Here is a 19,390-nt window from a genome sequence, read left to right on the forward strand (position 1 = left end):
CGGCGGCGGGCTCTCACTCGTCCGGTGCGTAGTGCATGGGGTCGCCACGGCGTTCGACCGGAGGCAGGTTCCGTGGCGGCGTCTCGACCGGCGGTCCGGACAGGCCGCGGGCGCGTCGCCAGGCGGCCCGGGCGCGCGGGTGGTAGCGCCGCTCGAAGGGCACCAGACGCCAGCCGAGCGCGACCGCGCGGCCCAGCAGCCAGAGCCCGAGCGCGCTCCGCCGCGACCAGCGATACCCCAGCCTGGCCCGCACCACCGGCGGGTACATCCCGACGGTGAGCCATACGAAGGACCGCGTCAGCGGGGCGCGGATCACCCTCCACACAGCGTCCGGCAGCCACCCCATCGCCGGCGGCTTGCCGATGCGTCCGAGGTCCAGAACCGCTCGTGTCGCCCAGTTGTCCTCCAGCACCTCGGCACACATCCGGTCGAAGTAGGCGCAGAAGCCGCGCCAGTCCGCCGGGGCCGGGCGGTCGCTCACCCCGTACAGCCGGTACCACCGCAGGCTCTCGGCGTAGAGCCGCTCCTTCTGTTCCTCCGTCAGCGGACGGCCGAAGTGCCGGCAGACCAGCACCGGAACCATGACGAAGGTCGCGTGGGCCCAGAAGAAGGTGTCCGGGTCGAGTGCGTGGTAGGGGCGGCCGTGGCGGTCCGTACCCTTGATGCCGAGGTGGTAGTCGCGCACCGCGCGTGCCTTACGGGGCGCGTCGGGGCCGTCGGCCGAGCGGTTCGGACGCCGACCGGTCGCTGTCCATGGAGCGTCATTCAACCAGCTCGGCCGAATGGATGAAGGGCGGCTCCGTCACCGCCGTTCTCGCCGCGCCGAGTGCGGCCAGGAACGTACAGCCTGCACCGCGCACAGGACCGCCATGGGGAGTTCCACGCCGAGGGCCATGGCGGCGGCCGTGGCGAGTTCGGTACCGGGCGCCGCGGTCGTCACGTCGAACCAGGCGTCGGCGACCAGGAGTACGGCGGTCGCGGTGGCCGTGAGGCAGCCCCGCGGGTCCCGGCGGAGCATGAGGAGGCCGGTGGCGGTCAGACCCAGTGCCTCCAATACGTCGAGTCCTATCCAGGTGGCGGACTCGGTGGCGGGCAGGGAGTTCGCCAGCACCAGAAGCCAGGGCAGCATCGCGACACCTGCGCAGAGGAGCACGACGGCGAGCGGGCGCGTGCCGTCGGGCTCCGGCACCTGCCTGTCCTGGGCGGCGTCGCTGTGGGCGGTGGCCATCTTCGCCGGCTCCCTTCGTGGCTGGACGGATCATGAATCCCGCCGCTTCGATCCCCGCGCTTCGATCCCCGCGCTTCGATCTCCCGCGCTTCGATCCCCCGCTTCCTCAATCGCCACGGTAGAAGCCCGTGGGCGCGCAGCCGTCGTACCCAGGGAGTCATTCCGGGGAGTCCATGTGCCACCGCGGTACTACAGCGGCCCGCGGAGGTCTGCTCCCGGCGGGAAGTCCAACGGAGGGTCGCGGCGATGTCACACCGGGGTCCTCAGGAACCCTCTTGGATGCAGACGCACGGCAAAGACACGGCAGACGCACACGGGAGGCCCTGATGAAAGACGTGACCGATCCGGTGTCCGGGGAGCGGGAGAAGGTCCGTTTCAGCAGTGGCGGCAGCGAGTGTGCCGCCTGGCACTATCCGGGGACCGACGGCTCCTGTGTGATCATGGCGGGCGGGTTCGCCGTGACGAAGGAACCGGGCACCGACCTGTTCGCGCGACGGTTCCACGACGCCGGGTTCGGCGTACTGGCCTTCGACTATCGCGGATTCGGCGAGAGCGGTGGCCGGCCGCGCCAAGTCGCCTCCGTCAGCGGGCAGGTGACGGACTGGCAAGCCGCCATCGCGTTCGCCGCGACCCTGCCGGGAGTCGACCGGAGCAGGCTGGCGCTCTGGGGGTTCTCCGCATCCGCCGGTCACCTCCTCCGGGTCGCGGCGCGCACCCCGCACCTCGCCGCGGTGATCGCCCAGACGCCGAACGTAGGAGGTCCGGCCGCCGCACGCCTGGCGGCGCGCCACCAGAAGCCACTCGCCCTGCTGCGCCTGTTCGGCAGGGGTGCCCTCGACGCGGCCGGCGGCCTCTTCGGCCGTCCGCCCCTGCTGGTGCCGCTCGGCGGCGAGCCCGGTACCGTCGCCGTCCTCACCACGCCGGACACGGCCGACGTCCCGCGCGCGCTCAATCCCGGCAACCGGTACCCGGACTGGCGGCAGGAGGTCGCGGCCCGCTCGGCGCTCGGCCTCGGGTTCTACCGTCCGGGCCGTGACGCCCCCCGCGTACGGTGTCCGCTGCTCGTCGTCGTATGCGAGCAGGACCAGTCCGCTTCGCCCACGGCGGCCGTGCACGCGACGCGGCGGGCGCCCCGCGCGGAGCTGGTCCGGCTGCCCGGCGGGCACTACGCGCCGTTCCTGGACGCGCACGAACGGGCCGTCGACGTCGAGTTGTCGTTCCTGCGCCGACATGTGCTCGATTCCCCGGTGGCGTCCGCCGCCTCCGCGGAGCGCCGATGACGACGGGAGAGATCGAGCTGTCGGCGGGGACGGTCGCGTACCGGGACACCGGTGGCGACGGTCCGGTGCTGGTGCTGCTGCACGGGCTGATGATGGACGCCTCGCTGTGGGACGAGACGATCACCGAGCTCGCCGCCGACCACCGGTGCGTGGCGCCGACCCTGCCGCTCGGGGCGCATCGGCACGGAATGCGGGCCGACGCCGACCTGTCGCTGCCGGGGGTGGCCCGGCTGGTCACGGAGTTCCTCGACCGCCTCGATCTGCGGGACGTCGTCCTGGTCGGCAATGACACCGGCGGTGCGCTCGTCCAGCTCATGATGGGCGACGGTGCGGCACGGGTGGCGGGGGTGGTGCTCGTGTCGTGCGACGCCTTCGACAACTTCCCGCCCGGGCTGACGGGCCGGACACTCGTCCTCAGCGGCAAGCTCCCACCCCGGCTGTTCGGGATGTTCATGCAACAGATGCGGCTGCGGCCGCTGCGCCGCATGCCGGTCGCCTTCGGGTGGCTGACCCTCCGGGGAGACGCCGCCACCGCGCGGTGGATCAGGCCGGTCCTCGAACGGCCGGAGATCCGCCGCGACGCCGTGCGCACGCTGCGCGCGGCGGCGGCGGACACCGGTCTGCTGCTCGCCGCGGCCGAACGGCTGCCGGGCTTCGACCGCCCTGCCCTCGTCGTCTGGGCGCGCGGCGACCGCGTGATGCCGCCCGAGCACGGCCGGCGCCTCGCCGCGCTGCTGCCGCGGGGACGGCTGGTCGAGATCGACGACAGCTACACCCTCGTGCCCCTGGACCGGCCGACGGAACTCACCCGGGCCATAAGGGAGTTCACCCGGTCGTTCGCGGCCACCTGACGGTCCTGGGGCCTGTCGCGCTCGGCAGCCACGCGGCCGTACGGGGTCACAGCGTCGTACGGGATTCGAGGTCGGCGCGGGTGTCGTTGCCGTAGACACCCGTCTCGTCACCCCGGATCCCGTACCAGAGCTGGAAGCGCGCGACCGCGGCCGTGAGCGTGGCGTCGTAGGTGCCGTTCGTGGAGCCGTGGTCGTAGACGTTCGGGATCCGGAGCAGCCGTTGCTGCAGGTCCTTGACCGCGGGCCCGCTGTCCCCCTCGCGGAGGGTGCCCGCTCCGTCCGGGTCGGCGCTCGCGGACGGGGCCTGGGCGGCGGCCGTCGTGGGGGCGCCGGTCGGGGCCCGCCCGGCCTGCGCTCCGGCCTCCTGCTCCCCGCCGGGCAGCAGGAGCGCGAGGGCGAAGCCGACGAGGGCCGCCCCCGTGACCCCGATGACGACCGCCGCGCGGCGCTGCCCGGTGCCCCACCTGGCCGTCCGCTCACCCGCGGGCCCGCGCCCGTGGCGGACGCCGGGAGTGAAGGAGGGCCCGCGTGCCCCCACCGGTCTCGCGCCCCGGGTGTAGTCCTCGCCCACCAGGACGGGTGGCAGTTCCTCGGTCGCGTCCTCGGCCACCGGCGCCATGACAGCGCCCGTCGTGGCCGGTACGGCGATGACCTCGTAGTTCTCGTCCGGATCGGGCCCGTTCTGCTCCTCGCGCACCTCCTTCAGAAGTTGCGCGAGTGCCTCCGTCCGGCGGCGCCGCTGAACATAGGTGGGTTCGATCGCCCGTCGCCCCCCGGGCTGCCCTGGTTCGGGCGGTGTGGGCACACTGCTCTCCTTCCGTGCGCGCGGTTTCACGCCATCCCCGTGGAGTGATACGCGGCCACCGGCACCGGGGTTCAACGGCGCCCCAGGCCCCCGGGCCCACGTGGTCGTACAACGTGAAGAATGGGCAAATAGCGGGTAGGACCACCTCGGGGGAGCGGAGAGGGTCGCCGTGGCTGCGAGCGAGGAACGAGACGTGTCGGCCGCCCGCCGGCGCTTCAACATGGCGGACGCCGCACCGCTGCTGCTCGACGCCCGGATGACGGTGACCAGCTGGACCGCGGACGCCGAGCGGCTGCTGGGGTACGCGCCCTCCGAGGTCCTGGGCCGCCGCGCCGCCGACCTGCTGCTTCCGGAGGACGCGGCCCGGATCTCCGACCTTGCGGCGCGGTGCCGCGACGGCAGCGGCTGGGCGGGACTGCTGTCCGCGCTGCACCGGGACGGGCACGCGGTCCGGGTGATGGTCCGGGTCGTCCCGATACGTGAGAGCGGCGGGCCGACCCGTTGGGTGGTGCTGCTCGCCGATCTGGCCGGTGGCCCCGGCTGGGACATGAGCCGGTCGGTGCTGGAGCGGATGAACGCCCGCTCGCCGGTGGGCATCGCCATCGTGGACACGGACCTGCGCTATGTCTGGTCGAACGCCGCGCTGGAGCAGTTCGGCGGGGGCCCGCCGCACCGGCGGCTCGGGCGCAGGCTCGCCGACATCCAGCCGGGCCTGGACGCCGAGGCGCTCGAGGCGCAGATGCGCCAGGTACTGGAGACCGGCCGGCCGGTCGTCGGGTACGAGCACGTGGGCCGCATACGGTCCGCGCCGCATCGCGAGACCGCGCACTCCTTGTCGTTCATCCGGCTGGAGGACGACCACGGCCATCCGATCGGTGTGTACTACACCGTCGTCGACGTCACCGAGCACTACCGTGCGCGACGGAGGCTGGCGCTGCTCGACCGGGCCGGGGAGCACATCGGGCGCAGTCTGGACGTCCTGCACACCGCGCAGGAGCTGGCCGATGTCGCCGTACCGGGGCTGGCCGACTTCGTCACCGTGGACCTGCTGGAATCCGTGCTCAGGGGCGCCGAGCCGATGCCCGGCCGGCTGAGCGACACGGACGTGGTGTCGCTGCGGCGTGCCGGACAGCAGTCGGTCCAGGCCGGCGTCCCCGAAACCGCCGTCGAGGTGGGTGAGGCCGCGACCTACCAGACGACCTCTCCCCCGGTGCGCGCGCTGGCCGAGGGCCGGTCCTGGTGTGAGGCGCGGCTGGATCCGCTGGCCAGGAAGTGGAGCACGAGCGCCCGCGAGGGCCCGGCCGCCTCCTTCCTCGACCTCGGGCTGCACAGCGCGATGATCGTGCCCGTCCGGGCCCGTGGCGTCACGCTGGGTATCACCACGTTCTTCCGGCGCGAGCGCGAGGACCCCTTCGACGAGGACGATCTGAGCCTGGCGGAGGAGTTCGTCGGCAGGGCGGCCCTGTGCCTCGACAACGCCCGTCGTTACACCCGTGAACGCGACGCGGCGCTCGTCCTCCAGCGCAATCTGCTCCCGCACCGCTTCCCCGAGCAGAACGCGGTGGAGGTCTCGGCCTGCTACCGGCCGGCGGACGAGCTGACGGGCCTCGCCGGGGACTGGTTCGACGTCATTCCGCTGTCCGGGGCCCGGGTGGCGCTGGTCGTGGGCGAGGTGACCGGTCACGGCATCGACGGCGCCGCCGCCATGGGGCGGCTGCGGGCCGCCGTACAGACCCTCGCCGATCTGGACCTGTCGCCCGAGGAGGTGCTCGCGCACCTGGACGACCTGGTCAGCCGGGCCGCCCGGGAGGAGGGCAGCGGCGCGGACACCCTCACCAGCGGGATGCAGGCCGTCGGAGCCAGCTGTCTGTACGTGGTGTACGACCCGGTGAGCGGGCGGTGCGCGATGGCGGGCGCGGGGCATCCCGCACCCGCGGTCATCGCTCCCGACGGCACCGTCACGTTCGCGGACCTTCCCCGTGGTCCCGCGCTGGGTGTCGCCGGACTGCCCTTCGAATCGGTGGAGTTCACCCTGGAGGAAAGCAGTGTGCTCGCCCTGCACACCGACGGGCTGATCGCCACGCCCCGCACGGGACGGGATCCGGATGCGGGCCGGGAGCGGCTGCGGGGCGCGTTGGCCTCGCACCGTCAGCCGTTGGACGGCGTGTGCCGCACGATCGTGGACGATCTCGTGCCGTCGCGGCCGTACGACGACGTGGCGCTGCTGATGGCGCGCACCCGCCGGCTCGGCGCCGACCAGGTCGCGACCTGGGACCTGTCCACGGACCCGGCCATGGTCGCCGAGGCCAGGAAGATGGCGACGCAGCAGCTGAGTGCGTGGGGCCTGGACGAGCTGGCCTTCACCACCGAGCTGGTCGTGAGCGAGCTCGTCACCAACGCGATCCGCTACGCCTCGGGGCCGATCCGGTTGCGTCTGATCACCGAGCGGGCGCTGATCTGCGAGGTTTCCGACGGCGCCGCGACCGCCCCGCATCTGCGGCACCCGAAGACCACCGACGAGGGTGGCCGCGGGCTGTTCCTGATCTCCCAGTTCACCCGGCGCTGGGGCACCCGCTACACCCCCGAGGGGAAGATCATCTGGGCCGAGCAGTCGCTGACCACCCAGCCCGCGATGTGACGGACGTACGCACGGCCACGCGGCCGCGGGGTTCAGCAGTCGCGGAACTCGGGTGACTGGTTGAGGATCTGCGAACGCTGCGAGGTGAAGCGGGCGTGGGTGGCGCCTCCCCGATCCTCGGGGCGGAAGGCGGCGACGCGGTGGCAGTTCATGAAGGCGAGGGTGACGCCGAAATGCCGTTCCAGGCTGCCGCGGATCGCGTCGCTGGCGAGCGCCCGCAGCAGCTGGCCGCGTTCCTTCTCGGAGGGCGGCGGAGTGTGGTTGTCGGCGAACTCCGCCGTACCGGCGCGGAGTTGATGAGCCAGGTCGGCGATGAGGTCGTACGCGTACGGCAGGGACGTACGGACGGTGTCCACGAAGTCCGCTTCGCGGACCGGACCGCGTTCGGCTTCGGCGAGCAGCTTCGGGGAGACGTCGAGTGACATGGGAGTAGCAGTCCTGTCGCTAGGTGGATCGGTGGATCGGTGGATCGGTGGTTCGGTGGTTCGGTGGTTCGGTGGTGTGCCGGTCGTACTCGGGCCGTGTGCGGGGAGGGTCAGTCGGCGGACGGTACGAGAGCGGTGGGGCCGTGCCGGAAGTCGGGGTCGATCTGTGCGGAGAGGTCGGTGCCGGTGGCCCGGTCGGCCCAGGCTGCGGCATTGCGTAGGTGGAGGGCGACGGCGTGTTCCTGGAAGGCCGTCCAGTCCTTGGTACGGGCGTCCAGGGCCGTCCTCATGTGGCCCAGCGCATGGATGTTGTGCGGTTCGAGGTCGCCGTGGGGTCGGCCCTGCTCCTGGGCGCGCACCCAGGAGGAGTGCCGGACGTACGTCAGGAGGTCGTCGCCGACGTGTTCCTTGAGGAAGAGCAGGTCGTCCTCGCCGGTGACCTTGTTCCCGATCACCGCGATCGGGATGCCGAACTCCTGGGCGTGGTCGCGGTACTGGCGGTAGACGGAGACGCCCTTGCGGGTGGGCTCGGCGACCAGGAAGGTCATGTCGAAGCGGGTGAACAGTCCGGAGGCGAAGGCGTCGGCGCCGGCGGTCATGTCGACGACGACGTACTCGCCCGGCCCGTCGACGAGATGGTTGAGGTACAGCTCCACCGCTCCGAGTTTGGAGTGGTAGCAGGCCACGCCGAGATCGCTCTCGTCGAACTCGCCGGTGACCATCAGCGGTACACCGCCGACCCGTTGAAGGTGCGCGGTGTGCACCGGGTCGTCGCCGAGGAGGCGCAGCAGGCGTGAGCCGCGGCCCGGCGGGGTGGTCTTGATCATGGCCTCGGGCGAGGTGATGCGCGGGTTACTGCCGCGCAGGTGGGCCTTGATCTCACCGAGCCGCGCGCTGAGGGGCGGGGCGGCGAAGGTCTCGTCGTCGCCGAGGCCGAGGGCGTGTGCCAGGTGCTGGTTGATGTCGCCGTCGATGGCGACGACGGGCGCGCCGGAGTGCGCCAGCCGGCGGGAGAAGAGGGCCGACAGTGTGGTCTTGCCGCTGCCGCCCTTTCCGACGAAGGCCGCGCGCATGTCAGCCCTCCGGGCGCAGCAGGCCGCGCTCGTACGCCTTGGCCAGTCGCTGCGGTACGAGGTGGGAGGCGCCGTCGACGGTGATCGGGGCGAGTTGCGCCGTGGCGGCCTTCCACTGGGCGCGACGGTGGCGGGTGTTGCTGCGGGACATCTTGCGTTTCGGCACGGCCATGTCGGTCTCCAAGGTAGGTGGACACGACTCACGCTATCTGAAAATGGATCTCATTTCCAAGCTGGCACGCGGGGTGCGCGTGAGATGCGCACGGAGCAAGCGCGGGGCACGGAGGGCGCGCCGACAGCCGTGCGACCAAGCGAAGTTGACAGATTGTTGACCAATTCCAAGGCGAGTGGTGACCGACGCCGCCACTATGGTCGGCCGCATGCCCTCACACCCCCCACGGACTCCGGCCCTCCCTGTCCTCCCGTATCGGAAACCGACCCGTGACCGGGACTACTGGGTCTTCGACGATGTGCTGCCCGACGTGGACGCCGTCCGGGCGCGCTGTCTCGCCAAGGACGACTGGGCCAAGGGCTATCCGTACACCTCGGAGAGCTGGCCGGGCCTGCGGACGATGCCGGGGCTCGAACCGGGCGAACTGGCCCGTGTGGAACGGCTGGTGAAGAAGGCCACCGGCGCGAAGGAGCTGTGGGTGCAGAGCACGCCCTCCGGGGGCACGCTCAACCACAACTGCGTCCAGGTGGTCGGCAAGGACGAGGGCCAACCGCGGCCGCACACCGACTCCCGCGCGCTGTGCCGCTACGCCGCCGTGCTCTATCTCAACCCGGCCGTACCCAAGAGCTGCGGAACGAGCTTCTACCGGCAGAACCTGCCCGGCGGCCGTCTCGGCGGCAACGTGGTGGCGGCTCCGCACAACAACCTGGTCGACGCGCTGGGTACGCGGTTCGTGGCGCCGGACTCCTTCGTCGAGGACCTCGAGGTCCCGCACCGCTACAACCGGCTGCTCCTCTACAACGCCAACCTGATGCACAGTGCCACCGCCTACTGGGGCAGCACGATGGAGGACAAGCGGATGACCGCGGTCTTCTTCTGGATGGCGTGAGTCCGCGTACCGACGGCGCGAGCCCGCGTACCGATGCCGAGCGGCCCCGGACCTTGGTGTCCGGGGCCGCTCGGCTGTGCCACCAGGCGTCGGCGAAACCGAGGACCACGATGACCGCGACGGGCGCACGGTTGAAGGACTTGGCGGTGACCGGGCTGACCTGCGGAAGCATTACGCGGTGGAGTTGATCAGGTAGGGCAGGCCGAGCAGGAAGGCGCAGCCCGAGGCGAGCTACCCCGCGTTGGACGGCATGCGAGTGCGGTCACTGAAACGGTGCCGGAACGCCGAGCCCGGCAGCAGTCAGGAAGGGCTCGCCGGCCAGTCCATGGACGCTGGAGACGTTGCGAACACCCTGCGCCACCGACTGACGAAGATCGAACAGACCGTCGGTGTCAATCTCGCCGATCCCGGTATCAGGTTCGTCCTCGCTCTCCAGCTCGAGGCGCTCGCCCCCGCCTGACCCACCCGTCCCGTACGACCTCGCCCTCGACGTCACGGAACGCCGCCCGCTCGGAGAGAAACACCCCTGACTTCCACCCGCCATTTCCGGACATGCGTGGGCTACGGCTCAGTTACGGCTTGCTCAAGTCCTGGTGGCCGGACGGTGAGCTCGTCATGATGGGCGCATGACGTTGGCCTCGCGTGCCATGACGCAACTGGCGGGCTGGCCGGACCTCACGGAGGCCCGGCCGAGCTGCGGCACAGGGCGGGCGCTTTGTTCGGCACAGGGCGAGATCGTGCATTTCCATTCGGATCACGATGTCGACCTGCACCTCACAGCCCGTGCCATTCACCGTTTCCAGGATCATCTCAGGGGCGCGAGCGCGGTCCGGATGGTGCCCGAATCGCGGTGGGTGACCATACGCCTCGAAGTCGACGCCGACATCGGTCTGCTCCTCACCCTGGTGAGCCTCGCTCTGCAGGCCCACCAGACGTGGCCGGTTCCGGGCGACTCTCCCTCGGCCGGCTGCAACGACCTACGCAGCATGGTGCTTCCACGCGACAGCGTCGGCTGAGACGCCGCCTCGACCATGGGTACCCTGCTGGTCGCCGGGGCACAGGCGGAGTGCGCCGTCCGCCGGGGCGGAGGCTTCGCGCCCCGGGCGTCACCGACGTACAGGATGATGTGCGCCTTGTAGCGGTCGAGGGCGATGCGGCCGCTCCTGGCGCCGATGTCGTTCCATGGCCTACGCCCGCACCGTGCCGGCCGAACAGACCGACCCGACGCCTCCTGGGTCAACCCGATCGAGGTCCGCTTCGCCACCACTGCGGCAGTTCACGCTCGCCGACTCCAACCGCCCCGACCACCCCGGTTCAGACCCGCGAGCCTCTGTTCAGGGCTGATCGAAGTCATCTGGTGGGGGCGGGCGGTGGGGCCGACCAGTTCATCAGCATCACGCCGGCACGGGCACCGCTGGCCAGGCCGGACAGTGCCACTGTGTCATCCGGCCGCAGCGGATGAAGGCGTCGGCGACTTCCAGCGCGTTCAGAACCCTGTTGCAGGCGTGGGAGACGTCGAAGACCGGGCAGCTGAGGCCGGTCTTCGCCGCGACGATGTGAGCGTTGGCGGGTTCCTGGACGTCGGCGCTGACGGCGGCGAACAGCAGCAGGTCGACGTCGCCCGGCTCCAAAGCAGCCTGCCGCAGCGCCTGGAGAACGGCTTGCGAGGCGAGGTCCGAGGGCAGGTCGCCGTCGTCGGCCACGACGCGTTCCCGCAGTCCGTACAGCCGCCGCAGCAGCCCGGACGGGACGCGCACGCCGGTACTGTGCCGGCGCAGCCGGTCCTCGATGGCCCCTGAGGTCCCCCGGCCGGTGGGCACGTGGACGGCCATCGTGCGCAGCCAGGAGAAGGCGCAAGCGTTGACCACTGCCGCGGCTGCGCAGGGGTGTCTGTTGGGGACTGTGGTGCTGGATGTCGCCGAACCGGCGTCCTGCCGGGAGGCGATGGCGCAGGTGGAGGAAATGACCGGTGTCCGTCCAACTGCCCGACCCACCCAGCGGCTTGCGGCCCTTCCGCGCCGGGGACGCCGCCCTCCCTCGCCCCGCGCCGTCCTCTGCCGGTCCCCGTCCCGCAACACCTCGGCGAGCCTTCCGAACGGTTCCCGCACCCCTGGATCGTCACCACCTGGGTGTCGTTGCTTCCCCTCCATCGTGATCGACCGGACAGGTCCTGGCGCCCCGGGCGATCCTTCCAGGCCAGGTGCACGGGCCCTGTGCGGTTCGGCTCCCCGGTGAGCGCCCGGTGTCCTGTTGAAGCAGGCCACCGGGCGCCGACACTCAGTTCACGCTCTGTCCGCCGTCCACCATGACCGACTGTCCGGTGACGAAGGAGGCCCGGTCGGAGAGGAGGAAGAGCACCACCTGGGCCACCTCGTCCGCCTCACCGATACGGCCGAGGGGGATCCCTTCCCCATGCGGGTGGTACTCGGATCCGTCCTCCGTCCTTGTGATTCCACCCTCGGTCAGCGGTGTGCGGATGATGGTCGGGTTCACGGTGTTCACGCGGATCGCGTCGGGCCCGAGCTCCACCGCCGCCGCGCGCGCCAGCGCGGCGACGCCGCCCTTGCTGGCGCTGTAGATGGAGATACCCGGGGTGCCGAGTTCGGCGAACACCGATCCGTTGAAAACGATGGCCCCGCCCTCACCCTGTCGCTTCATCTGGTCGGCCTCGGCCTGCAGGTAGAAGAAGGAGCCCTTCAGGTTGCCGTCCACGAGATGGTCCCAGGCCTTCTCGTCCAGCTCGGTCAGCGGGCCGATCCCTGCGGTGCCGGCATTGTTGAAGGCCACGTCGAGCCTGCCGAAGCGATCGGCCACCTGCCTCACCACACCCCGCGCTCCGCCGAAGTCCGTGGCATCGGCCTTGATGAACAGCGCCTCGCCGCCATCCCGCGTGATCTCCTCGACCACTGCCCGGCCCGCGTCCTCCCGCCGCCCGGTGATGGCCACCTTCGCGCCTTCCTGCGCGAACAGAAGCGCGCTGATCCGGCCGATCCCGGACGTACCCCCGGTGATCAGCGCAACCTTGCCGTCCAACAGTCCCATATTTTGTTCACTCCACCTGGAAGGTGCCAATGGTCGATATGGACCCGGCGTTCCAAAACCGAGGACGGTTTTCGGGCCGGATGCCATGCCACCTCATCGGTGGCGAACGGGTACAGCGTCCGCCCATTCAGAGGGATTCCGCCCCGGCCATAGGCAGTCGCGATAGCCGGTATAACCGATCCGCCCTGAGGCTTTGGCCCCCCGCGTCCCGGTTGCGGCGCGCGGCCGGAGATGATGCTGTGGAAGCGCGGGGGCCACGGTGGGGCCGTCATGAATGGACTGCATGAAGTACCCCGCTCGGGGCGCGGCAGACGTGCATACGTCCACTCGGCTGTGTGTCACGTCCATGGCCACTTCGGGACGGATCCGAGCAATGTCCGACGCCGGTACAACCAGCACGACGGCACTGCCCCACCTCTCCGTCCGCTCGCGCTCTCCACCGCTCGCTCGCGGGAGCCGAGATGTGGCCGTCGTCCCCGACAGGCCGCTGTTGCCCGAGCGATCAACACGTGCGGTCATGTCACGTGCGGCCATGGCCTGTGCTCCGACCCCCTGGGCCACTGACCGCGTACCTCATCACCGACGAAGGATCCGACCATGGCGTCCGCATCAATGCAAGGGAAGGTCGCACTCGTCACCGGGGCGACCAGCGGCATCGGCTCGGCCACGGCGGAGGCGCTGGCCGAGCGCGGTGCACACGTATTGGTGGCAGGCCGCGACAGCGCCCGCGGCAAGGTTGTGGTGAACGCGATCCGGGAGCACGGCGGGAAGGCGGATTTCGTAGGCGCTGACCTGCGCGACGCCCAATCAGTGCGACAACTGGCACAGTACGCGCTCGAGCTGGGCGGTGGCCGGGTCGACGTGCTGGTCAACAATGCGGGCATCTACCCCTTCGGGCCGACGGAGGACATGGAGGAGAGCGTCTTCGACGCCGTACACGCCCTCAACGTCAAGGCCCCCTTCTATCTGGTGGCCGAACTCGCCCCGGGGATGGCTGACAGGGGTGGCGGAGCGATCGTCAACGTGAGCACCGTCGCGGCCGTGCTCGGCTACTCGGGAATGGCGCTGTACGGGTCGAGCAAGGCGGCGCTGAATCTGCTGACGAAGGCGTGGGCAGCCGAATACGGCCCGCGCGGGGTGCGAGTGAACGCCGTACAGGTCGGCCCGACCCGGACCGAGACCACCGCCCAGAGCGAGGAACAGCTGCAGAGCCTGGCGGCCCAGGCGCCCGCCGGACGGCCGGCGTCCGCCGCGGAGATCGCGGCGGCGATCGCCTACCTGGCGGACGACGCGGCAAGCAGCTTCGTGCAGGGCGCGATCCTGCCCGTTGACGGCGGTCGCACCGCCGTCTGACCGAGCGCCCTCCCCAGGCCTGTCCCTCCGCCGTGCATCAGTCGCTCGACGGCTGTTCGAACGCGGCAATGAGGCGGCCCAGATCCTGTCGCCGAGAGTCGGTCGGCCACACCGCCCAGGTCCGGCGGATGAGGGGGTGCCCGACGAGCGGTGACCACGCCACACCGTCGGGAATGGGCTGCGACCAGTCCGGCGGAGCGCACGCGAAGGCGTGTCCGGCGGCGACAGCCGCCAGTTTCACCTCGGCGATGAGTCGCTGCCCTTCCGGTACCTGCGCTCCTGGATCAAGGCCGTGGCTGCGCAGGATTGCGGTCAGTTCGTCGTACCAGGCGGGACTGTCGGCACGGGGAAACGCCACCCACTCCAGTCCGGCCAGCGCATCCAGCCTGATCCCCTTCGGTCCGGCGAGCTCCGCCGCCTGTGGCGCGGCCAGCAGCACGCCCAATTTCTCCCGGTTGACCAGCATCGCGTCGAACTCCTGCCCGGCAGGACGCTCCCGAAGCAGTCCCATATCGAGCCCACCGGCCTGCAGTGCGGACAGTTGCTCGGCCGTGGACAGATGCCGGGCCTGTACCCGAGTGTCGGGACAGGTCTCGGCCAGTTCCGCGAGTGGGGGATTCAGGAGGTGCGACGGGAACTCCAGCGGAATGCCGATCCGCAGCACGCCGCCGCCCCCGTCGGCGAACCGGGCCATCGTCCGCAGTGCCCGATCACGCCGGGCAAGGACCGCACGGGCCTCCCCCAGCAGGGCAGTGCCTGCATCGGTGGCCCGCACCCCCGTACTGCTGCGCACCAGCAGCTTCACCCTCAGCTGCCGCTCCAGTCCACTGACCGTCTGGGACAGCGCCGGCTGACTGACGTGCAACCGCCGGGCCCCGGCCGAGAAGCCGCCCTCCTCGACCACCGCCACAAAGGCATGCAGCTCCCTCAACTCCATGACCCCATCGCACCACGCCGAGGGCGCCGGGACCACAGCCGCAAAGCCAATTGGTGTCGGATGCGAAACATGCGGCCACCAGGCCGAGAAAGGCTGCGGGGGAACTCCAAGGCCGGAACCGGAGAGGTGAACCCGCAGTACCAGGGCGTCGGTGCGGGTTGCGGTCCGGGCGCCGGCATCGCGGTACTCGCTGTCGGGATGGACGGCCCGGCCGCCGGCGTCGTACTCGACGATGACCTCGTGTCCGTCGTCGGCGAGGGAATGAACCTCATTCGGGGTGAGAGCGACGCGGGTCCCTCCGGGAGTGTGTTCGTGTATGACGCCGATCTGTTCAAGCCGCGTAGGAACCGCGCCGTGCGCGGGAGGCCGCCGCGAGGCCGCAACGGGTTGCCGGTAGGGCGCTCCGCCACAGCCTCGCGGCCTCGGTCGCTCACTGGGCGGCGATACCGAGGGCCATGAAGCCGCCGTCCGCGGCGAGAGTGACGCCCGTGATGTAACTGGCGCGGGGCGAAGCGAGGAAGACGATGGCTTCGGCGATCTCTCGGGCCGAGCCCAGGCGCCCCAGCGGCACCCTCGCCCCCAGAGCCTCGAAGTCCTCCTCGCCGATCATGTCTGTCACGTTGTCGGTCTTCGTGTGGCCAGGGGCGACCGCGTTGAAGCGCACTCCTTGGCTGCCGAACTCGACGGCCCACGCGCGGGTGAACGAGTCCACCGCGGCCTTCGACGCGCCGTAGACGGACGTGCCGGCGATGCCGGCCAGACCGGCGACCGTGGTGACACTGACGACACTGCCGGAACCCTTGGCCGCCATCTTGGCCACCAGTGCCTGGGTGAGGAAGTACGTGCCGCGCACATTGGTCTGAATCATGGTCTCGAACGTGTCCTGACCCTGGTCCAGGGTGGGAGCGAACGGGTAGGCGCCGGCATTGTTGACCAGGATGTCCGCCTCACCGGCCTCGTCGGTCAGGTTCCGGACCGAGTCCAGATCGCTGAGGTCCGCGGCGACGAACCTGGCCTTGCCTCCGACGGCCTCGATGGCCGAGACGGTGTCCGCGCCCTTGGCGGCATTGCGGCCGGAGACAATGACGAACGCGCCCTTCTGGGCGAGCAGGAGCGCCGTCTCACGGCCGATGCCGGACGTGCTGCCAGTGACGAGAGCGGTCTGATTCTCGAACTCCACGAGAAACGCCTTTCCGCGAGGCCGAGATGACCCGCAAACATTAGGTACGAAATCTGTCGTACCTAGGGTTAGACGCTTCCTGAATCCAAAGCAAGACGGGCCCAGCACCGTCGAAGACAGTCAATTACGGGCTGATCAGGGGATGCCCCGCCTCTATTACAGCTGCTTCTTGCGGCCATAAGCAGAACTGCACTGAGAGACGGACTCCGCGCGGTCTTTGCCGCGCTGGCGGATCCTCACCGGTGTCGGGTGATCGAGGGTCTCTGCGCGGCGGGCGAGGGCATCGAGCGAACGTGTGCGTCATTCGCTCTGAACGTGTCCAAGTCGACGCTCACTCACTATGTCCGGGCCCTTCGGGAAGCCGGGTTGATACGGCAGATCGACTACGGCAACAGTCGCAAGGTCATACCTGGCCGTTCGCTTCACCCTGTCCGGCCCACGACGAGTTGGTAGAAGATTGGCTCGCCCGTCGTCGTCACACGGTGCTGGAACCGCGTTCGTTCCATCACCGCAAGACCTCCGGCGGCCACCAGCCGCTCGACGGCGGCGCCGAACCCTTCCGGGTCCGACTCGTCCATCCACCGCTCATCGATCGTGAAGGCCACGGGAGCGCCGGCTGGCAGGACCGCGAGCGCATTTTCGAGCGCCTGTGGTGTGGCGTGCGTGCCGCCGAACGCTCCGGCCGACACCAGCCCCCCGAACACGTACGGGTGTAGTGCCTCCCGGAGTGCGTCGTCGCGCAAGAAGTCGCCGACCACGTAGTCGGCGTAGACGCCTGGACGGTCGCGCAGGCTCGCCACGCGCGCTGCCGGCAGCGAGTCGACCCCGACCACCTGAGCGACGCCATCGCGACGCACGAGTTCGCCGACCAATCCCGTGCCGGCGCCGACGTCGAGGACCGTCATCGAGCCCGGCTCCAACCCAAGGCGCGCCGCCGCGCGCAAAAAGCCCGCTGCCGCGACCCCTGGCGATCTGCACTGGAGCCTTTCCTGGACGACATGCTCATAGAGTCCGGGTACGGCATAGATCCGCGCGTACTCGTGCAAGTGGACCATCTCGTGCTCACTCAACGCGATGTACTCGCCGTCGGTCACTGGCGGGCCGAGCAGACGGACACCCGCAAATACATCTGCCATGTCGGCGAGGCTATGCGAACGTGTCCGTGCGCCGCCACCAGTAACGAAGGTCCGGCTGCAGAGTCAGTGCCGACGCGTGGTTCGCACGGTTCCCTTCCTGCTCCTGCCACTTGGGCCTGGATCTGTCGGCCCGCTGGAAGGCGGAGCCGTTCACGGTCGCAGCAGGAAATCGTCGGCTGTCAGCTGGGGGTCCTCGGCCACCGCCGTGCCCAGCACCAGCAGAGGGGTGCCGTCGGACAACTCACGATGCCGCAAGCGCACGAAGCTGTTGTAGACGTCGCTGCTGACCCGGAGTTCGGTCGGAAACAGGCCGACTTCCCCGAGCGCGAGCAGCTTGGCGCCGGCATTGTCGAGTACCGAGCAGATCCACCCGTCTGTGTTCACTTTCCCCCCTGGGTTGTCACTGTCGAGTACGTGGATCTCCCCTGGAGTGAGTCAGTCGTGGGCGTTGCCGAACGCGCTGAGCACAACATGGACATCGTCTGCGGACAGGCCTGGCGTTGTATCCCGGGCCGGCTTTCCTGACGGTGCGGTCAAACAAAAGGACGTCGAAATCCGCAGCATCACGTCCTCCGCGATCGTGCGCCCTGTCGGCTTCAGGCTGATCAGCACGCCGCGCAGGATGTCGGGATCCGCCACGCGTTCGACCAATCCCAGTTCAGAGAGGCGGTCGATCTGTTTGCTGACCGCTCGAGGTGATCATCAGTTGCTTGAACAACGCCGTCGGGCTCATCGCGCAGTCCGGCGCGGACCTGCGGAGCGCCAGAAGTACTCGCAGATCACCGGGCCCGATGCCCGGGCGAAAGGACCGGTCCCGAAGAGGTGCTGTCGATCCGGGAGCGCCGGGACGCTCCCGGTCTATTCGACCTTGACCCAGTTGAGCGTGCGCTCCACCGCCTGCTTCCAGCCCGCGTAACCCTCCGCTCGCTGGTCGTCGGACCACTGGGGCTCCCAGCGTTTGGACTCCTGCCAGTGGGTGCGCAGTTCGTCGGTGTCCCGCCAGAAGCCGGTGGCCAGCCCTGCCGCGTAGGCGGCGCCGAGCGCGGTGGTCTCGGCGACGACCGGGCGGCTGACCGGTACGCCGAGGACATCGGCCTGGATCTGCATGCAGAGGTCGTTGGCGGTGACACCGCCGTCGACCTTGAGCACGTCGAGGTGGACGCCGGAGTCCTGCTCCATGGCCTCGACGACGTCGCGGCTCTGGTAGCAGATGGCTTCCAGCGTCGCCCGGGCCAGGTGACCGTTGTCGTTGTACCGGGCGAGGCCGACGATCGCGCCCCGGGCGTCGGAGCGCCAGTACGGGGCGAACAGGCCCGAGAACGCCGGGACGAAGTACATGCCGCCGTTGTCCTCGACGGTGCGGGCCAGGGTCTCGCTCTCGGCCGCGCTGCTGATGATCTTCATCTGGTCGCGCAGCCATTGCACCGCGGACCCGGTGACCGCGATGGAGCCCTCCAGGGCGTAGACCGCCGGGCTGTCGCCGAACTGGTACGCCACGGTGGTGAGAAGGCCGTGCTGTGAGCGGACCGGTTCCGTGCCGGTGTTGAGCACCAGGAAGTTTCCGGTGCCGTAGGTGTTCTTGGCCTCGCCGGGCGCGTAGCAGACCTGTCCGACGGTGGCCGCCTGTTGGTCGCCGAGCACCCCGCTGATGGGGATGGCGGCGCGCAGTGGCCGGGATGTGCGCGTCGTACCGAACGCCTCGCGATGGGACGAGGGGTTGATGGTGGGCAGCATCTCCCGGGGGATACGGAAGAAGCCCAGCAGTTCGTCGTCCCAGTCGAGGGTTTCCAGGTCCATCAGCATGGTGCGGCTGGCGTTGGTCACGTCGGTGGCGTGGATGCCGCCGTCGGGGCCGCCGGTCAGGTTCCACAGAACCCAGCAGTCCGTGTTGCCGAAGAGGGCGTGTCCCTGCTCGGCTGCCTCGCGGACGCCGTCGACGTTCTCCAGGATCCACTGGATCTTGCCGCCGGAGAAGTAGGTCGCCGGCGGCAAGCCCGCCTTGCGGCGGATGACGTCTCCCTGGCCCGATCGTTCCAGGGCCGCGGCGATGGAGTCGGTGCGGGTGTCCTGCCAGACGATGGCGTTGTAGTAGGGGCGGCCGTTGCGCGGGTCCCAGACAACGGTGGTCTCCCGCTGGTTGGTGATGCCGATCGCGGCCAGGTCGGTCGGGGACAGGTTCCCGTGCCGCAGGGCGTTCTGCATCACGGAGTTGGTGCGCTCCCAGATCTCCACGGGGTCGTGCTCGACCCATCCGGAGCGCGGAAGGATCTGGGCGTGCTCCAGCTGATGCTTCGCCACCTCGTTGCCCGCATGATCGAAGATCATGAATCGGGTACTGGTGGTCCCTTGGTCCACCGCGCCGACGAAATCGGCCATAGGGT

General features: G+C 70.0%; 22 protein-coding genes and 2 pseudogenes. 9 read left to right on the forward strand and 15 right to left on the reverse strand.

Going from position 1 to position 19,390, the window contains the following annotated elements; genetic code table 11:
* Positions 1 to 13: 13 nt before the first annotated feature.
* Positions 14 to 769, reverse strand: coding sequence for an oxygenase MpaB family protein (locus ACFZDJ_RS17555; protein WP_390935960.1), 756 nt, complete (start codon positions 767 to 769; stop codon positions 14 to 16).
* A gap of 33 nt (positions 770 to 802) precedes the next feature.
* On the reverse strand, positions 803 to 1,228 hold the full coding sequence (locus ACFZDJ_RS17560; protein WP_391059949.1) for a hypothetical protein: 426 nt from the start codon (positions 1,226 to 1,228) through the stop codon (positions 803 to 805).
* 326 nt (positions 1,229 to 1,554) lie between these two features.
* Between ACFZDJ_RS17560 and ACFZDJ_RS17565 the strand changes: the two genes are divergently transcribed.
* Together ACFZDJ_RS17565 and ACFZDJ_RS17570 are read left to right on the forward strand one after the other, a co-directional pair.
* Entirely contained in the window at positions 1,555 to 2,508 is a 954-nt protein-coding gene (locus tag ACFZDJ_RS17565) for an alpha/beta fold hydrolase (RefSeq protein ID WP_391059951.1), read from the forward strand.
* Positions 2,505 to 3,359 (forward strand): alpha/beta fold hydrolase, encoded by an 855-nt coding sequence (locus ACFZDJ_RS17570; protein ID WP_391059953.1) that lies wholly within the window; start codon positions 2,505 to 2,507, stop codon positions 3,357 to 3,359. Before ACFZDJ_RS17565 ends, ACFZDJ_RS17570 begins: the two co-directional genes overlap by 4 nt.
* Positions 3,360 to 3,405: 46 nt before the next feature.
* Here the strand turns inward: ACFZDJ_RS17570 and ACFZDJ_RS17575 are convergent, their stop codons facing one another.
* Complete coding sequence (locus tag ACFZDJ_RS17575) at positions 3,406 to 4,164, reverse strand: peptidoglycan-binding protein (protein WP_391059955.1); 759 nt, start codon at positions 4,162 to 4,164, stop codon at positions 3,406 to 3,408.
* Between the two features lie 220 nt (positions 4,165 to 4,384).
* Here ACFZDJ_RS17575 and ACFZDJ_RS17580 point away from each other — a divergent pair, with 220 nt between their 5' ends.
* The gene (locus ACFZDJ_RS17580; RefSeq protein ID WP_390936210.1) at positions 4,385 to 6,802 is read left to right on the forward strand and encodes a SpoIIE family protein phosphatase; all 2,418 of its coding nucleotides are present in this window, start codon (positions 4,385 to 4,387) and stop codon (positions 6,800 to 6,802) included.
* Between the two features lie 32 nt (positions 6,803 to 6,834).
* On the opposite strand, the gene ACFZDJ_RS17585 is transcribed toward ACFZDJ_RS17580, so the two are convergent.
* The 3 genes from ACFZDJ_RS17585 to rpmF form a co-directional block, all read right to left on the reverse strand.
* Entirely contained in the window at positions 6,835 to 7,227 is a 393-nt protein-coding gene (locus tag ACFZDJ_RS17585; RefSeq protein WP_390935970.1) for an SCO5389 family protein, read from the reverse strand.
* 110 nt (positions 7,228 to 7,337) lie between these two features.
* Entirely contained in the window at positions 7,338 to 8,300 is a 963-nt protein-coding gene (locus tag ACFZDJ_RS17590) for an ATP-binding protein (protein ID WP_390935972.1), read from the reverse strand.
* Between the two features lies 1 nt (position 8,301).
* Positions 8,302 to 8,472: a 50S ribosomal protein L32 gene (gene rpmF / locus ACFZDJ_RS17595; protein ID WP_168514536.1), complete on the reverse strand. Its 171-nt coding sequence runs from the start codon at positions 8,470 to 8,472 to the stop codon at positions 8,302 to 8,304.
* A 208-nt stretch (positions 8,473 to 8,680) separates the two neighbouring features.
* On the opposite strand from rpmF, the gene ACFZDJ_RS17600 reads away from it, so the two are divergent.
* The 3 genes from ACFZDJ_RS17600 (at position 8,681) to ACFZDJ_RS17610 (ending at position 10,377) form a co-directional block, all read left to right on the forward strand.
* Entirely contained in the window at positions 8,681 to 9,361 is a 681-nt protein-coding gene (locus ACFZDJ_RS17600; RefSeq protein ID WP_391059957.1) for a DUF6445 family protein, read from the forward strand.
* Positions 9,362 to 9,686: 325 nt separating this feature from the next.
* Positions 9,687 to 9,821 (forward strand): helix-turn-helix domain-containing protein, encoded by a 135-nt coding sequence (locus tag ACFZDJ_RS17605; protein ID WP_391059959.1) that lies wholly within the window; start codon positions 9,687 to 9,689, stop codon positions 9,819 to 9,821.
* A 166-nt stretch (positions 9,822 to 9,987) separates the two neighbouring features.
* On the forward strand, positions 9,988 to 10,377 hold the full coding sequence (locus tag ACFZDJ_RS17610; RefSeq protein WP_384918362.1) for a luciferase family protein: 390 nt from the start codon (positions 9,988 to 9,990) through the stop codon (positions 10,375 to 10,377).
* A gap of 378 nt (positions 10,378 to 10,755) precedes the next feature.
* On the opposite strand, the gene ACFZDJ_RS17615 is transcribed toward ACFZDJ_RS17610, so the two are convergent.
* The gene (locus ACFZDJ_RS17615) at positions 10,756 to 11,229 is read right to left on the reverse strand and encodes a hypothetical protein (RefSeq protein WP_391059961.1); all 474 of its coding nucleotides are present in this window, start codon (positions 11,227 to 11,229) and stop codon (positions 10,756 to 10,758) included.
* Between the two features lie 162 nt (positions 11,230 to 11,391).
* Here ACFZDJ_RS17615 and ACFZDJ_RS17620 point away from each other — a divergent pair.
* Positions 11,392 to 11,500: pseudogene (locus ACFZDJ_RS17620) on the forward strand (aminoglycoside phosphotransferase); the annotation flags it as partial.
* Positions 11,501 to 11,638: 138 nt separating this feature from the next.
* Here the strand turns inward: ACFZDJ_RS17620 and ACFZDJ_RS17625 are convergent.
* Entirely contained in the window at positions 11,639 to 12,490 is an 852-nt protein-coding gene (locus tag ACFZDJ_RS17625) for a glucose 1-dehydrogenase (RefSeq protein WP_391059963.1), read from the reverse strand.
* A gap of 510 nt (positions 12,491 to 13,000) precedes the next feature.
* Here ACFZDJ_RS17625 and ACFZDJ_RS17630 point away from each other — a divergent pair.
* Complete coding sequence (locus ACFZDJ_RS17630) at positions 13,001 to 13,756, forward strand: SDR family NAD(P)-dependent oxidoreductase (protein WP_248297296.1); 756 nt, start codon at positions 13,001 to 13,003, stop codon at positions 13,754 to 13,756.
* Between the two features lie 37 nt (positions 13,757 to 13,793).
* On the opposite strand, the gene ACFZDJ_RS17635 is transcribed toward ACFZDJ_RS17630, so the two are convergent.
* The 3 genes and pseudogenes from ACFZDJ_RS17635 to ACFZDJ_RS17645 form a co-directional block, all read right to left on the reverse strand.
* Positions 13,794 to 14,693, reverse strand: a complete 900-nt coding sequence (locus ACFZDJ_RS17635) for a LysR substrate-binding domain-containing protein (RefSeq protein WP_391059965.1) — start codon at positions 14,691 to 14,693, stop codon at positions 13,794 to 13,796.
* A 156-nt stretch (positions 14,694 to 14,849) separates the two neighbouring features.
* A pseudogene (locus ACFZDJ_RS17640) lies at positions 14,850 to 15,020 on the reverse strand (NAD(P)(+) transhydrogenase (Re/Si-specific) subunit alpha); the annotation flags it as partial.
* Between the two features lie 103 nt (positions 15,021 to 15,123).
* A complete protein-coding gene (locus ACFZDJ_RS17645) occupies positions 15,124 to 15,873 on the reverse strand; it encodes a glucose 1-dehydrogenase (RefSeq protein WP_391059967.1) in 750 nt (249 codons plus the stop codon).
* Between the two features lie 225 nt (positions 15,874 to 16,098).
* Here ACFZDJ_RS17645 and ACFZDJ_RS17650 point away from each other — a divergent pair, with 225 nt between their 5' ends.
* Positions 16,099 to 16,326 (forward strand): helix-turn-helix domain-containing protein, encoded by a 228-nt coding sequence (locus ACFZDJ_RS17650; protein WP_391060558.1) that lies wholly within the window; start codon positions 16,099 to 16,101, stop codon positions 16,324 to 16,326.
* Here the strand turns inward: ACFZDJ_RS17650 and ACFZDJ_RS17655 are convergent.
* From ACFZDJ_RS17655 to glpK, 4 genes are all read right to left on the reverse strand, one after another.
* The gene (locus ACFZDJ_RS17655; RefSeq protein WP_391059969.1) at positions 16,296 to 17,009 is read right to left on the reverse strand and encodes a hypothetical protein; all 714 of its coding nucleotides are present in this window, start codon (positions 17,007 to 17,009) and stop codon (positions 16,296 to 16,298) included. The genes ACFZDJ_RS17650 and ACFZDJ_RS17655 overlap by 31 nt on opposite strands.
* A gap of 150 nt (positions 17,010 to 17,159) precedes the next feature.
* Positions 17,160 to 17,393: a hypothetical protein gene (locus ACFZDJ_RS17660; protein WP_391059971.1), complete on the reverse strand. Its 234-nt coding sequence runs from the start codon at positions 17,391 to 17,393 to the stop codon at positions 17,160 to 17,162.
* Between the two features lie 51 nt (positions 17,394 to 17,444).
* Positions 17,445 to 17,648 (reverse strand): hypothetical protein, encoded by a 204-nt coding sequence (locus ACFZDJ_RS17665; protein ID WP_391059973.1) that lies wholly within the window; start codon positions 17,646 to 17,648, stop codon positions 17,445 to 17,447.
* Positions 17,649 to 17,867: 219 nt separating this feature from the next.
* Positions 17,868 to 19,385: a glycerol kinase GlpK gene (gene glpK, locus ACFZDJ_RS17670; protein WP_391059975.1), complete on the reverse strand. Its 1,518-nt coding sequence runs from the start codon at positions 19,383 to 19,385 to the stop codon at positions 17,868 to 17,870.
* Positions 19,386 to 19,390 lie beyond the last annotated feature (5 nt).

This window comes from Streptomyces sp. NPDC007896 (assembly GCF_042959425.1).
In the GTDB taxonomy this organism is placed as follows: domain Bacteria; phylum Actinomycetota; class Actinomycetes; order Streptomycetales; family Streptomycetaceae; genus Streptomyces.

Bases quoted from the DNA above. Each gene is read 5' to 3' on its own strand.
- ACFZDJ_RS17560 (WP_391059949.1), bottom strand. From the start codon at position 1,228: ATGGCCACCGCCCACAGCGACGCCGCCCAGGACAGGCAGGTGCCGGAG.
- ACFZDJ_RS17565 (WP_391059951.1), top strand. From the start codon at position 1,555: ATGAAAGACGTGACCGATCCGGTGTCCGGGGAGCGGGAGAAGGTCCGT.
- ACFZDJ_RS17570 (WP_391059953.1), top strand. From the start codon at position 2,505: ATGACGACGGGAGAGATCGAGCTGTCGGCGGGGACGGTCGCGTACCGG.
- ACFZDJ_RS17580 (WP_390936210.1), top strand. From the start codon at position 4,385: ATGGCGGACGCCGCACCGCTGCTGCTCGACGCCCGGATGACGGTGACC.
- ACFZDJ_RS17585 (WP_390935970.1), bottom strand. From the start codon at position 7,227: ATGTCACTCGACGTCTCCCCGAAGCTGCTCGCCGAAGCCGAACGCGGT.
- ACFZDJ_RS17590 (WP_390935972.1), bottom strand. From the start codon at position 8,300: ATGCGCGCGGCCTTCGTCGGAAAGGGCGGCAGCGGCAAGACCACACTG.
- rpmF (WP_168514536.1), bottom strand. From the start codon at position 8,472: ATGGCCGTGCCGAAACGCAAGATGTCCCGCAGCAACACCCGCCACCGT.
- ACFZDJ_RS17600 (WP_391059957.1), top strand. From the start codon at position 8,681: ATGCCCTCACACCCCCCACGGACTCCGGCCCTCCCTGTCCTCCCGTAT.
- ACFZDJ_RS17605 (WP_391059959.1), top strand. From the start codon at position 9,687: ATGGACGCTGGAGACGTTGCGAACACCCTGCGCCACCGACTGACGAAG.
- ACFZDJ_RS17610 (WP_384918362.1), top strand. From the start codon at position 9,988: ATGACGTTGGCCTCGCGTGCCATGACGCAACTGGCGGGCTGGCCGGAC.
- ACFZDJ_RS17625 (WP_391059963.1), bottom strand. From the start codon at position 12,490: ATGGCATCCGGCCCGAAAACCGTCCTCGGTTTTGGAACGCCGGGTCCA.
- ACFZDJ_RS17630 (WP_248297296.1), top strand. From the start codon at position 13,001: ATGGCGTCCGCATCAATGCAAGGGAAGGTCGCACTCGTCACCGGGGCG.
- ACFZDJ_RS17635 (WP_391059965.1), bottom strand. From the start codon at position 14,693: ATGGAGTTGAGGGAGCTGCATGCCTTTGTGGCGGTGGTCGAGGAGGGC.
- ACFZDJ_RS17655 (WP_391059969.1), bottom strand. From the start codon at position 17,009: ATGGCAGATGTATTTGCGGGTGTCCGTCTGCTCGGCCCGCCAGTGACC.
- glpK (WP_391059975.1), bottom strand. From the start codon at position 19,385: ATGGCCGATTTCGTCGGCGCGGTGGACCAAGGGACCACCAGTACCCGA.